An 18,096-nucleotide genomic window follows, 5' to 3' on the forward strand; every position below is an offset into this window, starting at 1 on the left:
GCCATATATGATGTGAAAGTATATATTTTGACATTAATGTTGAAATTATCTTATTTTAATCTGTATTATTGAAGAATATGGTTATTATAGTTTTTTATCATGTATTCTTGAGATTTGAAATTATAAAAAATGGGGCTTTACTGATTTTCTTGTTAATTAGATGTTTTATCATATAAAAAAACACTTTTTGGTTTTTTTGGTTTAATTTTTAACAGTTGGGGTAGGGCGGGTTGCCTATTTTCTATTTATTCAAGTTTACTTTATATTAGTTCAAGTAAAATGGAAATGTTTATATAGTAAGTATGTTGATTATTTTTTATAGGAATTTAAATCTTTTAAAGTGAATTTGGGATGGAAGGGGGTGTATTGATGCGGAAAATAGTATTATTAAGTATTTTGGTATTATGTTTTCTTTTTGTAGGTGCGGTTAATGCTGCGGATCCTGTAAATCAGGATGTTTATGTATCTGTTAGTGGTAATGATGCTAATAGCGGTACTGGTGTGGCTAGTTCGTATGCTACTATTGGGAAGGCTGTTAATGTTTCTGATGAAACTAAGAATGTTAAAATTCATTTAGGTGAGGGAAATTTCACCGGAAATGGAAATGTTAATTTAACCATTAATAAGAATCATACTGGTTCTGGCGGGTCCATGACTCTTATCGGTGCTGGGATTAATAAGACGTTTATTGATGGTGGAAAAGTAAATCAATTGTTGAATATTGGTGTTAATTCTAATTTAACTTTAATCAATATTACTTTTGTAAATGGTAATGCCAGTAGTGGTGGAGCTATTTGTAACAAAGGTATTTTGAATATTTATAATTGTTCTTTTGAAAATAATAATGCAACAAGTTCTGGTGGTGCGGTATATTCAGAATCTGGTAGTTTGAGTGTTTCAAATTCTGTTTTCAATAATAATTATGCTAAGTATTCTGGTGGGGCTGTATCTTCTTATTCAGTTTGTAATGTAGTTAATTCAAATTTTACAAATAATTCTGGAAGATCTGGTGGAGCACTATACATAAGTGGTGGTTCAGACAGGTATTCTCTTGTTAAGAATTGTACTTTCCTTGATTCTGCTGCTGAACAGTATGGTGGTTCATTATATGTCACTTATGCTTCTGTTGTTAACAATAGTTTTGAAGATAGTATAACTACTGGTACTTCTAGTTCTTATGGTGGGGGTGCTATTTATGGGGGTAATATTTACCTTCAAAATAACAGCATGATTCTTTGTTCTGCTGCTAGTGGTAGTGGGAATTATATTAAGGCTATTGGGCCTATAAACAATACGGGAGTTACTTTGGATAGTAAGAGTATTACTCAGCCTAGTTTTACTTTAACTGCTAGTGTGGCTGATGATAAGGGAAACCCAATTGATGGTGGTTCTATTACTTTTTATGCTAATTCCACTCTCCTTGGATATGCTAATGTAATTAACGGTGCAGCTACTTTGAATGCTAATATGTTATTGGATAATGGTTTTTATGCTTTGAATGGGTCTTCTAGTTATTATAGTAATGTGACTAATGGGACTTTGGATGTTAATCTTAATGTTAATCCTTCAACTTATTATGTTTCACCTGATGGTGATGATGATGTAAATGATGGTTTAACAAATATTACTCCGTTTAAAACCATAAAAAAAGCCGTTGACACTGGATTTGCAAATGGTGTTTACGTTAACATTTACCTATTATCTGGAACCTACTCTGGTGATGGTAATGTAAATTTAACTCTTGCAGACTATCTTGGCTATCTAAACCTTATAGGTTTAAATTATAATCAATCAATCATCGACGGCAGTGGTACAGACTGGGCTTTCAATTTTGGGTCAAATGTACAGGCAAACTTGGTAAATTTAACTATAAAAAACTGTACTATCACAGGTTCCAGTAAAGCGATAATATTGTCTACAGGTACAAATATGGGGAGTGCTAACCCTATTTACAAGAAAATAACCATCAAAGACTGTATTTTTGAGGATAATGTCGCTAAATCATATGCAGCTGTGGTTAGGCTTATCAGTGGATCGGTTGAAAATTCATCATTTATTCATAACGCAGGAACTTCAGTATATTTATCTACAGGATACGTGCAGGATGTTCCAGTTTTAGTTAGCAATTCCATGTTTTTAAACAATTACAATATAACTAGGTATGGTCTGTTGACTTTAGGGAATACGGCAGTTTTAGAAAACTCTTCATTTATTAATAATTCAGCTAATTATTCGAGTATAATAAATTTCAATGCTAACTCTGCTGTAAGTCGTAATAATCAATTTATTAACAACACTAATCCTTATGTGAATGGAGCTACAGATGGAGTTATCGTTTCAGGGTATTTTTTAAGTTCAAACGATACATTTGAAGGAAATAATGTTTCAAGTATTGTAAATAACGGAATATTTGTTAATGATACATTTAAAAATAACACGTTTACAACAGGTAACAGGGCAATTTTCTATTTGAATGGAGGTCAATTAAACGTTACTAACTGTACTTATACAAACAACAATGGTGTTAATAGTGTTGTTGTTATTAGAAGTGGTACTCTTTTAAATGATGGTGTTTTGATATTTGTATCAAAGAATTCAAATTCTTTAACAAGTACCCTAAGGGCAATTTTGGATTTACCTGGATTTACTGTTTCGGGAGGTTCTGTTAATTTTTACCTTAACGGTACACTTTTGGGTACAGCTTCGTTTGTTAATAATACTGCTGAGTTAAATGTTTCCGGTTTTGGTAATGGAATTTATACAATAACAGGAAACAGCACTAACTTTGCAAATGCAATTGTCCAAAATGGTGTTTTAAACATCACTGCACAAGTATATGATTCTTTAACATACTATGTTGGGCAAAATGGAAGTGATGATACTGGTGATGGGTCAGTAAGTAAGCCTTATGCAACAATTCAAAAAGCAATAGAGGAAGGTGTTTCAAAAACATTAAACTTAATTATAAACATCCTGCCCGGAACCATAAAAGGCACAGGTAATGTTAACATGACCTTACCAAATTATCTAAATTTAACCATCACCGGAACTAAAAATCAATCTATCATTGATGGTGATGGTGTAAACTGGTTATTTGTAACAGATACCCTGTATGAAAATAACTTAATTACCCTGTCTAATTTAACAGTAAAAAATGCAAAAGCTATGAAAATTTTCTCTGGAGCGGGCCAAGCTACGAGTGGTGTAGGCATTATTCAGACAGCAGGTAATTTAAAAATTGATAACTGTACCTTTACAGATAATATAGGTTACGTTATTTCCGCTGCAGAAGGAGCTTACTTAACTGTAAATAATTCATATTTCACACGGAATACCAATGCAATCTATAGCTACTACGGTAATTATATTGCAATTCTCAACAGTGTATTTGAAAACAATATCGCTGTTAATAATGCTACCTGGACAGGTGGTAAATCACTTATTTATATCCAGGATAGATACAGGCCAAGCAGCAGTGATCGTGTTTTAGATGTTTCCACTGTTTTGATAGATAATATTACTATCAGTGGAACGGTCGGTGATAATACGTCATATGTTTCATGTGGTGTGTTTATTAAGGGCTGTAATTCAACTATACTTAATTCAAAATTCATAAATAACGATTTAACTACTGCTTTCGCTGTGTTTGCAGGTGATACGGCTAATAATTTGACTAATTGTTATACTTTGACTAACTGTTATTTTAAAAACAACACATATGATATTAGAACTTTATATGGTCCGGCAGCAGGCCCTAGACCTACCATAACTTTAATCAACAGCATCTTTGATTCAAGTGGAGGATTTACATATATAGATAGTAGGTATAAGAATGCTTGGTGGAACGTTACTAATTGTTCTTTTACTAATATGCTGAATAATTTAACTTTCGTAAGTGAAGGAGCAGTAATAAATGGCAGTTTATTTAAAAACGATACTGTTACACTTCCAGATAATACTACAAACAGTGCAATACTTAATTGTACTGTTCTTTCAAGCTCTAATCTAAATCATTTGAATTATAATTATTGGGGCGGTAGTAATCCTAAGGTTAGCAATGTAAATTACTGGATTGTTCCTGTGTTGGTTGCTGATGGTAAGGCTGGTTTGAGTCAGGTTGTTAGTTTAGTGTATAAAGTGTTTGATGGTGTGAATTACTATGATTATGATGTGAGTTCTATACCTATTCCAATGGAAGAGTTTGTTTTATCTGTTGTTAAGGGTAGTATTGCTCCGGGTTTGGGTAATTTAACTAAGGGTGGTTTTGATGCGGTTTATGCTGTGGGTGGTTATGGTGTTAATACTGTAATTGCGAATTTTGCTGATGGTAATTCGCTGTCTTTGGATGTTGATTTCCATACTGATTCGACTAGTTCTGATGTGATTTTGTCTAAGTCTGTTGGTGAATCGGGTGAGTATGTTGATGTGGCTGTTGATGTGACTGGTGAGGATGGTTCTCCTGTTAATGGTGGTGTTGTGGAGTTCTTCTTAGCGGGTACTTCTTTAGGTACTGTTAATGTGGTTAATGGTGTTGCTACTAAGAGGATTCAGGTTAATGGGTCTGTTGGTTTCTATGAAATTTATGCAAAATATGTGGGGACTGACTGTTTTGCTGAATCTAACGGTGTTGAACTTTATCAATTAATAGATACTGTTGCACCAACTGCAAGTGTTAATGTGCCTGGTGGATTGTATAACACCAGTAAAACTGTTACGGTTAATATGAGTGAGACTGGAAGTATTTATTATACTTTGGATGGTAAGACACCGACTACAAGCAGTAGTAAATATACTGGTCCAATTAGTATTTCGTCTACAACGACTTTGAAGTATGTGGCTGTGGATAATGCGGGTAATCAGTCACCTGTTTATACTGCGGTGTATACTATTGATAAGACTGCTCCAACTGCAAGTGCAAGTGTTAAGGCTGGGACTTATAATACTGCTAAGCTTATTACTTTGAAGATGAGTGAGGCAGGGACTATTTATTATACTTTGAATGGTAAGACGCCGACTACGAGTAATGCGAGGTATAGTAAGGCTATTAATATGGCTTCAACGCACACTTTGAAGTTCTTTGCGGTGGACAAAGCAGGGAATAAATCACCAGTTTACACTGTAAAATACGTTATAGACAAAACACGGCCGTACGTAAAAGTGATGTACCCTAAAAAAAGCAGTACGGGCATTTCCAGGTCAAGTACACTCTACCTCAAATTCAGTGAAAACATCAAAACAAGCATAAACTGGTCAAAAGTGTACATCAAAAATCTGAAAACAGGTAAAAAAGTAGCAGTAAGCAAAGTGATCAAAAACAATGTTTTATACTTTAAAACAGGCAAACGGTCTGCTTACACATGGTACCAGATTTATATCCCTGCATCTGCCATTAAAGACGCAGCAGGAAATAACGGTATTAGTTACACATGGAAATTCAAAACAGGAAAATACTAAACTATTTTCTTCCCTTTTTTAGGAGTTATCTACATAAAAATTTAAAAAAGGGAAACTATCTTGATTAAGACAAATATGCTTTAAATATCTATTGAAAGTAGGGTCGCGTTATAATGAATTTTAATAAATCCTTTTTAGTAGCTTTAATATTTGGAATTTTTGTGATCTTAGTTATGGGGTCTCTTAATTCAGTTGCAGCTACTGATAAGAATATATATGTTGATATTAATGGTAATGATACTACAAATTTAGGAAATAGTTCTAACAGTCCTTATGCCACTATAGAGAAGGCTGTAAATGAAAGTGCCCATAAAGATGCAGTAACTATTCATTTAAGTGAAGGAACATTTAGAGGCTCTGGTAATTCATTAATTACAATCAATAAGGCTCACAGGACACAGGGAGGAAATATTACTATTGTCGGTGCTGGCTATAACAAAACTATTATCGATGGTTATTTTAATAGCAATATTTTTGATATTAAGGCGGATTCAATCGTGATTTTGGAAAATTTAACATTTATTAATTGTAAAAGTCTTAATGGTGGTGTTATATCCAGTTCTGGAAATTTAAAAATTATTAACTGTATTTTTGATAATAACCGTGCTGTAACTAATGGTGGATCAATTTATATTAATTCAGGGTCTTGTTCTATTTACAATTCCCGATTTAACAATAATTCTGCATCTACAGGAGGAGCTATTTATTTCGGTGTTTCTACAGGATCTGGAAATCTTAATGTAGATAGATCTGTTTTTACAAACAATTGTGCCTGCTCTTCAAGTCTGAATTATGGACACGGGGGTGCAGTTTATTCTTATGGAAGTTCGGCAGCATTATCAACTATAACAAATTCGATATTTATCAATAATTCTGCAGTATCAGATTATCATTCTACATATCCTAACCCCACATATGTAAACAGGGGAGGATCAGTTTATTTATGGTCGGGATATCTAATCAACAACAGCTTCATTAATAGTTCTATCACTGGTCCTGCACCTGAAGGAGGCGCTTTTTATGTCAATACTGCATATATTTACGGTTTTGATAATAATTTAAGGGTTAATTGTTCAATAAATGGTGTATTAGAGCCTGATATTTACACTCCAGATTATCAGAAGGATACCAGTACCAATGTTACGTTATCCCACTCTACAGGTGAAAATGGGGATTATGTTGATGCGGCGGCTGATGTAACTGATAAAGATGGTGCTCCTGTTAATGGTGGTGTTGTGGAATTTTTCTTAGCGGGTACTTCTTTAGGCACTGTTGATGTGGTTAATGGCCGTGCTACAAAAAGCATTCAAGTTAAGGGGTCTATTGGCTCTTATATAATTCTTGCAAAATATTTGGGAACGGAACGTTTTAAGGAGTCTAACGGTGTTAATATTTATCAGTTGATAGACACTGTTGCCCCAAATGTGACTGTTAACCGCGCTGGTGGGATTTATGTTGGTGTTCAGACCGTGACTTTGACCAGTGATGATCCAACCGCGGTTATTTACTACACCACAGATGGAACTAACCCTACTACAAGTAGCAGGGTGTATTCAGGTTCTATTCAGGTTAACAAGAGCATGACCTTGAAATATTTCGCAGTAGATCCTGCAAATAACCCTAGCCAGATTTACGTACAAAATTATGTAATAACAACTGCTGCCCCGTCTGTGTATGTGAATCATGCTGGTGGGATTTATGTTGGTGTTCAGACCGTGACTTTGACCAGTGATGATCCAACCGCGGTTATTTACTACACCACAGATGGAACTAACCCTACTACAAGTAGCAGGGTGTATTCAGGTTCTATTCAGGTTAACAAGAGCATGACCTTGAAATATTTTGCAGTGAACTCGGCAAATAGTTCGAGCCAGATTTACATGCAAAATTTTATAATCAACAGCAGGCCACCAAAGGAGATAAACATCACAGATAATAATTATAACAATTATTTCAATGTTTACACTGGCGAAATATTATCCAGTGCAGATATTATTGCTGGAGACACTATACGGATAGGAAATGTATCTAATAAGGCGTTTGTAATAGATAGACAGCTGACTTTAACAACAATTGCTCCAGGTAATATTATAAAAAATGGTGTCATTCACTTAACTCATGGAAGTAGTGGATCCAGTGTTATCGGCCTTAAAATTGTTAATGATAAAACTGATATTGTAATCGATGGAATAAATGTTATTAAATTGCATGGTATATGGTTAACTAATTCAAGCAACGATTATATCTTTAATAACAGTGTTCAACTGGCCAATAGCCGCGGTGTTTTCGCAATGCCCATGGGATGGTCTAGCAATAACACTATTATTTTCAACACTTTGATCAGTACATTAAGTACCACTATGCCTATGGGAGATTGTAATTATAATAATATTTCTAATAACTATTTACAATCCACAGCAGCCAATGTTGTCTATTATAACCCGTGGGGTCATGCAGATTATAGTGGAAGCGGCATATGTATTGGTAATTATTTTTCTAATAATCATATTTATGCAATTACTTCAGCATCATTTGCTATTGCAATGGTTTTAAATTCAAATGTCACTGTAATTAATAATATAATAAACAATACTGGAGCTGGAATTACAGGTGTAGAGAGCAATTCTTTAGTTAAAAACAACACCATAATTACACCTTCTGGCGCTATAGAAACATTGGGGGGCAATATAACAGTTTCAGATAATACTATTTATTGTCCAGGTACAGGAATCTATATTGGTTCAAGCAGATCCTCGAATTTCCCTGTAATTGTTTCTAACAATAAAATTTTTAATTCTTCATCTTTTGCAGCAATTTGTATAAAAACTGATAATTGTATTTTGATGAATAACACTGTAGATACCAGCAGCATTTACTTTGGAATTTATATTGAAGGGAATAATGTTACTGTTAGAGATAATAACATCAATATCAATTACTTTGGAGATGGTATTGGAGTAGCTGGAGATAACTGTCAAATCTTTAACAATAAGGTTAATGTTTCTAAAAATAAGGGTATTGTTATTCTGGCTTCTAACTCAAACGTTTATGATAACAATATCAAAGCGGGTTTAGGGATTGTGGCTGATTCAACAGGTATTGTTTGGAATAGACTTTCAGATACAGCAACCGTAGCATCATCCTGGAAATATCCTTCTTCATCCAATAGACTTTACTCTAATATTCTCATTAATAATATCATAAGTAGCAGCTCTTATGGGATATTTTTAAATGGAAATGTTTATAATACAAGCTTATCTGGAAATCAGATCACTACAAATGAAACCATAGGTATTGTTAAGAATACAACTGATTATTTTGAGGATGACAATTCTGATAATACTGTTAATGGTATTGTAACTGATTTTACAGGCGTAATTATAAATGATCTGAATTTCTATTCATATTTTGATAAAAATGGTTATTTTAAGCTAAATTCTTCAGCTGATAGTTTTACTTTTATTTTAACCTGTTTATCCAGTAAGACCATAAATGTTGACAGAAACATGACCCTTTTTAGCAATGGTCTGGCTAATCTATTAACTGATGTTACTGTAGTGATACATAGCGATGGTAGTGGTTCAACAATAAAAGATTTGAACTTTTTCAATGAGGATATGGGTGCAATTGTTCTTGAAGACGGTTGTGAAAACATCAATATCCTGGGCAATAATATAACTATGTCTTCAAATGCCAATTTTAATGATTCTTTAACTGGAATTTCTATGGGGGCATGTAATTTTGCTAATATTGAATCAAACAATATTTTTATAATCAGTAATAGCGCTCTCCTTTATGGAATTTCTATTCTGGATAATGCAAACTATTTAAATATATACAATAACAGCATTATTTTAAATGGTGATAACTTAATTGAAGGTATATACTGTAGTTTACTTGGATACTCCAACATAACATCCAATACAATTAACCTGATCGGCAGTGGCTTTGGTTATGGTATTGCAGCAACAAATATAAATGGCCCTGTTCATGATCTAAACATAAACAACAACGTTATTGTGGCTAACATAGGTAAAATGCTGTATTTAATTGAACTGCACATCACAGAAAATATAAACATTGAAAATAATTCCCTCAGCGGCAAAGCTAACGGCGTTTATGGTATTGCCATATTTAATTCTAATAATACAACAATAAAATCTAATGAAATCAAAACAGAAGGCGGTAATTTAGATAAAATTACTTACAATCCTGATGTTTTAGGAACAGGTAATGCTGCAATTTATATATGTTCCAACACCAACAACACTATCGCTGAAAATAACACTATTTATACTGATGCTAAAAAACAGATTATTCTTAACAACTTAAAAACAGGACTTCAAAATTCTTTTATCAATAATTATTTTGTTGTTTATGATGATAATATTGCTAACTACTTTAATAGTAATAATGAGTTTGAAAATAATTTAGTTACTCAAAATGACACTTTATTGTTTGATAATATAAAAAATTATCACAACTTATACTTTAACACTCCTTTAAATATCAGTTCTTATTCTAAAAATAGTGTAGTTAATGCAACTTTTAATTTTAAATCAGGGGCGTTTAATTCTAATATCACAAATTTAAATTTTAATTTGATAGATAAAATGGCTTTTATCATTGTTGATGGGGTTAATATCACTTTCACCAGTAATTTAATCAATATTTTAAGCACAAATCCTTTAAACAATTTATCTGCTGTTATAATTGCCCAATACAGTATCTACAATACAATCAGGAATAATACAATTAATATGGCTGGTAAATCAAACTTAACAGCTGTCACTGTTTATAACTTTTATAATGGCTATTATGGAAGAAGTCCTGAGTTCAATAAAATTGAGGGAAACACTATAAACTTAAAATCCAATTTATCGGTAACAGGAATTTATAATGCGATGACTGGAAATACAACCATCGTTAATAATTCAATTAATTTATTTGCAAATGATTCTGCTTGTGGAATTTATAACATATACTCCAATGATTTCAAGTTATTCCTCAGCACTCTCTGGACTAGAAATACGAACATTATAAACAATACTATTTTAGCAAATGGAAGTAAAGTAAGATTAATAGAGTCTATAATGGCGAACAATACATATATAAGTGGTAATATATTACGTTCTTCATCAACTGCTTCTTATGGGTATGCAGCGTATAATACCACTGGTGATGTACTGGAGTACAATGATATTGAAGTCAACGGGTCAAATACAAATAATAATTTTATTAATTTGCCATGGGCAAAAGTTCCCCATGCAGGAGTATACTTCTCTGAAGGTTCTTCTAACAGTACAGTGCTTGAAAACAGTATAGTATCTAATTATGTTGGAACTAATGATTATGCAGTATACATCGATGAAAACACGTTTGATATGGTTGTTAAAGATGATTATTTAATCAGCGACAACAACCGGCGCATTGCAAACATGGCTGTTTATGGGCCTACAGCTGTAATTAGTAATAATGGCTATTACTATGTCTATGTTTCTGTAGAGGGTAATGATGAAACTGGAGATGGATCTAGCGGTAATCCTTTTAAAACAATTGCATATGCTGTTTCTAAAGTAATAAATAAAGGAATTATTTATATTAATAGCGGTATTTATTATGCAAGTGGTATACTTGTAAATAAAACCGTTACAATTGTTAATGCGGTTTTCAATAATGGTACTGCTGCAAGTGGCAATGTTTTAATCAACGGCAACGGAAGTCAAATATTTAACATTACTAAAAATGCTAAATTAGCTGTTATTGGGCTGAATTTTACTAATTCAGCTGCTAAAGATGGTTCTGTATTTTATAACAATGGATTTTTATCAATTAAAGACTGTAAATTTTTCAACAACACGGCAAATAACTATGGTGGCGTGGTTGTTAACAATGGCAGCTTACAGATTGAAAATTCTAGTTTTTCATATAATACAGCTTATCGTGGAGGTGTTATAGATAATTATGGTAATTTAACCATTACATCTTCAAATTTCTTCAATAACACTGTTTATATGAATGGATCCGGTGCTGTGATATTTTCTCATGATAAATCCTTAATAAACATCACTAAATCTCATTTTACCTCAAACTTCGCTAATAAAACAAATACAAATCCGGTTTATCAAACAACCGATGAAAATGGAATAGCGTATGGTTCTGGAGGAGTAATATACAATTTAGGGCAGTTATATGTATATGATTCAATTTTTGATTACAACAACGCAACAACCATGGGCGGTGCAATTGTAAGTTCATCACTTTCCGGAATTAAGGATATTTTAATTGTAAATTCAACTTTTAACCACAACAGGGCACAGGGAGGAGGCGCAATAAACGTGGTCCAAAATAATAAATTGACTATACGGAACTCGTCCTTCTATGAAAATGAAGCCACTGTGCAAATGGGCGGCGCTTTATGTGTTAATCACAGCACATTGATTATGGATAATGTTACAATGACTTCAAACTCTGCTGGTTATGGTGGAGGAGCCATAGCTAGTTGGGATACTAATTCAACCATTACTAATTCTAATATCAGTAGTAATACGGGGGATGTTGGTGGGGGAATTTATTTTAGTGGAAATAATCTTGGTGGTCACCCTTCAGCATCATTAACGATATTAAACAGCACCATTTCAAACAACATTGGTTTTGATCAGGGCGGTGCTTTCTATTTAAACAACGCTAATGTTAAAATGACAAATTCAAATGTTTTTGGTAACTTTGCAAGTGGAAATCCAACAATAGCAATCCAATCCAGTAATGATCCGTTAATCAGTAACATTGACTTTGATGGTAACTGGTGGGGTAGTGATTCAGGGCCTACTGATGATGTATGGTTGAATGCAAACGCATTCAGAAATTGGAGACGTACAATTAATATTTGGGTACCAAATGACAATTCTAATTCAGATTCTGATAATGGGGGAACAGTTTCTAATCCTTGGTACAATCCAAATCTAGGAAATGTGAATGCGGGTTTAGGCACAGGATTTGGCTTGGGTACTGGTTCGGGCTTAGGTTCTGGTTCTGGTTCTGGTTCTGGCGGTAGTGGTAGCGGTAGTGGTAGCGGTGGTTCTGGTTCTGGTTCTGGTTCTGGCGGTAGCGGTTCTGGTTCTGGAGGGGGTAGCTTGATTCCTGGAGGGTCTGGAGGTAATTCGACTGTTCCCGGAGGTAATACTAATAGTACTGTTGCTTGGAATGATGTGGGCACTATAGGTCTTACTACAGCTTTGGGTTACACTTCAGCGGGTGAGTCTGGTAGTTCAGGAAAATCAGGCGGCAGTTCAGGCAGGGCTTATGAAATAGAAAATCCAGAAGATGAAAAAATTCACAGTGAAGAGCAGAATGCATTATGGGGATTTTTTGCAGTTTTATTCTTCATTGTTTTGTTGGCTGCAGGTTATCTGCGTAACAGGAAATCAGGATAAAGGAGAGAATTTGAATGTTTGGTAAAATACGAATGATTATGATATTCATTTTTTTATTGTTATCATTACTATCTATAGGTGCAGTAAGTGCAAGTGGTGTTGCATCGGATGATTTGGGGGTTTATGTGGCAGTTAATGGTAGTGATGATTCGGGCAATGGTTCCAGCGGTAACCCTTATTTAACTATGAAAAAAGCGATTGATAACTCGCAAAATGGTTCAACTATCTATTTATCAAGAGGAAACTATTCTAGTATCTCTAATACTAATTTAACTATCAATAAATCTTTGACTATTTCTGCTAGGGATAATAATGTTATTTTTAATGGGGGAAATAACAGCTACTTTTTTAATATAAACAATGGTAGTAGTTTAACTCTGGTGGGGATCGATTTTTATAATGCTAACACTTCAAATTTTTACTTTATCGCGCCTATATTAAATTATGGGACTTTAAATATTGTTAATTGTAGCTTTGCTGATAATTCTGGTTTGAGATCAGGAGTTCTTTTAAATTATGGAAATTTAAGTATTGACAGCACTAATTTCATCAGTAATCAAGGTAATTACACAGGAGCAATCAGTAATTTAGGTGTTTCAAGTATATACAATTCTAATTTCTCAAACAACAGGGCATTGAACAAAAATTATATTTTTAATAGCGCGTCAACTGGTAGTGCGGTCTATAATACGGGGAATTTAAATGTTTATTCTTCTAATTTTGTGAATAACAGTATTTTCTCCATAAATTCTGAATTTAATCAGTCTTTAACAAAAATCAACTTCTCATCATTTAAAGACAACTCGATATTATATATAGAAAATAGTACTGGCTATGTAACCAGCTCCTATTTTGAAAACTTAATAAACATTACAAAGAAAGGGACACTTAATATAAGCTATTCTGTCATTTTAGACTATGATTTTGAAAATGCCACAGTCAATGCTAACTGTAACTGGTGGGGGCATAATGAAAAAATCCCCAGTTTTGTAAATAAATGGCTTATATTAACTTTCACATCTAACAACAATAATTCTATTCCAGGTAGGATAAACTCTACTCTTAATGTAAGTTTTAAACTTAGAGACTCTCAGGGTATTCATAATTTACCTCTAGATGTATCTTCACCAGAATGTTTTGTAAGACTTATAGCGGATAATGGGAATTTCACTAATTCTGAAGGTTATTTAATCAATAACTCATTTTCATCAATTTATTGTAATAACACTATTGACACGCTAATTTATGCTAATGTGGCTGATTATTATCTTAAATTAACTATTGGCACTGGTTTAAGCAATCAAAAAATTTATGTATCAAACAGTGGATCTGATGATAATGATGGCTCTTTAAACAGCCCACTGAAGAGTTTATCTAAAGCTATTGGCATTAGTTTAAATGGAGCTGTAGTCTACATTTTATCAGGTAATTATTTGGGTGATCTTAATTCTAATTTATTAATAGCTAAAAATTTAACTTTCACTTCATTTAATGGGCCGGTTACATTTTTAAGAGGTAATAACATTATTTTTAAGGTTGCAGGACATGGACAGCTGAACTTAAATGGTATTACTTTTACAGCATCTAATCCAGATATTTTTGTTCCAATAATTAACAGCTCAGGGACATTGTTTATAAACAACTGTACCATTGAAAATCTCCGCGGTGGAAATGCAACTTATTATACATCCATGCCTTATACTGTTCACTTCTATCAAAATCAGAGTATCATCTTTACAAGTGGTCCTTTGTTTATAAATAACACGGTTTTCTCTAATTTAACTGAATTTGTTATTAAATCAGGTAATCTTTTAAATTCTAAAGATTACATTCCTGTAAACATCACCATTTCAAATTCAACTTTTAAAAATATGTCTGGAATCCCAAGGTCTGTCATGTCAGATAATGACCCTTACCCCACATACAGTCTTTACTTAGACGGCGACTTGATAAGATTTGATAACTGCACTTTTATAGATAACAGTGTAACTCCTATTAAAACACACACCAGATATTCAACAGTAATAAATAACTCTGTTTTTATCAATAACCGGGGTGTTATGGATAATGGTAACGCAGATGATGATGTAGAGATGGATTATGGTAACAATACTATTATGAATTCCAAATTCATTGACAATAAGAGTCCTCTTAGAGCTTATTGGACAGGATATACTTCTCCTCTAATTGAAGGCGTTCAAAATTTTATCAACTGTTCATTTGAAAATAACAAAATCGTAATTATAAACACATGGTATAGCCGTGCAGATAACATTTCAATATATGGATGCTATTTTGTAAATAATACTCATGTCCTGGGCAGTCAAAGCCAGGGTGATGATGATAGTGAAGGTATAATTTTTAATGGAGGTAATTTAACCATTGAGTATTCTGTTTTTGAAAATAACAGTGCTTACTACGGTGGAGCAATCGTTAATGATAATGGGGGTAATTTTTATATTAACCATACAGTTTTTATCAACAACAATGCTAACTTTGGAAAAGATATACTCAATAAAAATGGTTATGGATATATCAGCAACTGCTGGTGGGGTTCTAACAGTGGACCTGCAGGGGATAAGGTGTTTTCTTCAATAGGGGAAGTTTTGATAGAAAATTGGGTGATAATGACCTTAACAACCAATGGAACTTCAGTTACAGCTTCTTTGGATAAAGTTACAGGCCAAAATGGGAATATATCCAATTTAGATGGAATTTTGCCTTCCAGAGAAGTTTTATTTGCGGGTAAAAGTCTTAATTCTCCTTTGAAGTTGAATTTATCTGCTAATAAAGCTTCCTTTGATCTTCTTAACCAAAATGGTGATCTTGATGTCAATGCTACTATTGATGATCAAACCGTTAATTTAACTGTTCACAGCAGAGATACAATCCTTGAAATTAATAATACAGTCGTCTATGGAAAAAATAATGTTTATAACTTCATTTTACGGAATATAAATGGTTATTTAATCACCAATCAAACTGTTAAATTTATTATTAAAAATCAAACAGGCATTATTGGAAATTACACTGTGACTACAGATGATAAAGGAAAGGGTCAAATTGTAATTAACAACAGTATTGGTGATTACAAAATTGAACTTTTATATAACGGTGACGGCTACTTTAACCCAAGCTCTGCAAATGCAACCATGAAGGTCATGCCTTACTACACAGATATTTTTGTAATTAATAATCAAACGTTTTATGGCAAAAATAATGTTTTTTACATTACCCTTGATGATAATAACGGTAACCCTGTCTCTGGTGAGACAATTAAATTTATAATTACTAATAATGGTAAAAATACTACATGTTATTCTATAACTGATGATTATGGTCAGGGAAGTTTTTTGCTTAATCTTTCTAAAGGTTCATATGGTGTTGAAATTATCTTTGCGGGTGATGAGTGGCATATGTCCTGTAATTACACTACAAAGTTTACAGTGGCACCTATAAGTTCTGTTGTAGAGTTGGAAGTTGATCATCTTTATGGTAGAGGGAATCCATTCACTGTTAAGCTGACTGATAAGAATGGAAATGTTCTTAAAGGTGAAAGTATTGTACTCACTATTTCTCAAGGAAATAAAAGTGATTCATATAATCTAACTACAAATGACTATGGAATTGCAGGTTTGATGATTAATTTAACTCCCGGAAATTATAATGTCAGCGCTAAATTTAGGGGTGATAACCTAAATTTGGGAAATACGACCAGCGGTCATTTATTGATTGAGAAGGTGGGTACCAAGCTCTCTACTGATTCCATTTTTAATTTTAGTAGTAAAAACAGCATCTTGAAAATCAAATTAACTGATATATATAATCGTCCTTTATCTGGAGAGTTTGTAAACATTACAATTAGCAATCTGGATTATAACAAAGCATATACAGTATTAACAGATAATGAAGGCATTGCTTCATTAGCTGTTAATATTCCTGCAGGTAACTATATAGTTGTTGCAAATTTCTCTGGAAATGAGTGGTATGGCAGCACATTCACTGGAAGTACTTTGATTGTTAAAGATATTAATCAAATTAAGGCCACTAAAATTAGCTTTAAATTGGATAATGGTGTTTTTTTAATTAATTTAACTGATGCTGGAGGTAATGCTGTTGCAAATAGGATCATCACTTTAAATATTGTTCAGGAAGGTTTAAACAGTACTTTATATAATAAAACGGATAGTAAAGGTTTGGTTAAGTTTTCTGCTCCGACGTATCCTGCTTATTATAATATTTTCTATAGTTTTAGTGGGGATGATTCGTATATGGGAAGCACAGGGTTTACTAAGCTTAAAATTACTCAGGACACTGTTGCTCCAACTGCAAGTGTTAATGTGCCTGGTGGGTTATATAACGTTAGTAAAGCCATTACTTTGAAGATGAGTGAGGCAGGGACTATTTATTATACTTTGAATGGTAAGACGCCGACTACGAGTAATGCGAGGTATAGTAAGGCTATTAATATGGCTTCGACTCATACTTTGAAGTTCTTTGCGGTGGATAAAGCAGGGAACAAGTCGCCTGTGTACACGGCTGTGTATACTATTGATAAGGCTGCGCCTAAGGTGAGTGTGGTCAGTCCTAAAAGTGGAAGTACTGGTATTTCTCGGTCTAAGACCATTGCAATTAGAACTAGTGAAAGTGTGTTTAAGAGTACTAACTGGTCTAAAGTGTATGTTAAAAACTTGAAAACTGGTAAGAAAGTTAAAGTAACTATCAAGATCAGTGGAAATCATATTTACATTACAACCAGTAAAAAGTCAGCTTACACTTGGTATCAGGTTTATATTCCAGCTTCAGCAGTAAAAGACAAGGCGGGAAATAAATTAGCTAAAGCATACACATGGAAATTCAAAACAGGAAAATACTAAATCATTTTCCTCCCTTTTTTTGGGATCTATAATAGGTTGGGTTTTAACAAAAATTTTTAAAGTCTTGAATTTTAGGTTGTTAATGGTTTAAAGCCATTGAAGTTAATCATTATATGTTATCAGATGTTTTAGTAGGTTTAACTCAATTATACTTATTTTCGTTGTTGTGTTAATTTAATACAATTTAAATTTTTTGATTTGGCTTGAAAAGCCATTTTTTTAAAAAAGTTCTTGTTGAAATATTTCAAAGTGTTGAAATACCTTGAAATGTGATCAATGCTTAAATTTGCTGATAGTAATCAATTCCAAGTATTCTTTGGAATTTCACATTC

At 33.1% G+C, this 18,096-nt stretch carries 3 protein-coding genes; all 3 read left to right on the forward strand.

Going from position 1 to position 18,096, the window contains the following annotated elements; translation table 11 throughout:
• The first annotated feature begins 369 nt into the window (after positions 1-369).
• The 3 genes from ASJ80_RS07475 (at position 370) to ASJ80_RS07485 (ending at position 17,764) form a co-directional block, all read left to right on the forward strand.
• Complete coding sequence (locus ASJ80_RS07475; RefSeq protein ID WP_179288743.1) at positions 370-5,454, forward strand: chitobiase/beta-hexosaminidase C-terminal domain-containing protein; 5,085 nt, start codon at positions 370-372, stop codon at positions 5,452-5,454.
• Between the two features lie 113 nt (positions 5,455-5,567).
• On the forward strand, positions 5,568-12,887 hold the full coding sequence (locus ASJ80_RS07480; RefSeq protein WP_095652056.1) for a chitobiase/beta-hexosaminidase C-terminal domain-containing protein: 7,320 nt from the start codon (positions 5,568-5,570) through the stop codon (positions 12,885-12,887).
• A 14-nt stretch (positions 12,888-12,901) separates the two neighbouring features.
• Positions 12,902-17,764, forward strand: a complete 4,863-nt coding sequence (locus ASJ80_RS07485) for a chitobiase/beta-hexosaminidase C-terminal domain-containing protein (protein ID WP_069585265.1) — start codon at positions 12,902-12,904, stop codon at positions 17,762-17,764.
• The last annotated feature ends 332 nt before the right edge of the window (positions 17,765-18,096 follow it).

The sequence above is a fragment of the Methanobacterium bryantii genome (genome assembly GCF_002287175.1).
GTDB classification, from domain to species: Archaea; Methanobacteriota; Methanobacteria; order Methanobacteriales; family Methanobacteriaceae; genus Methanobacterium_D; species Methanobacterium_D bryantii.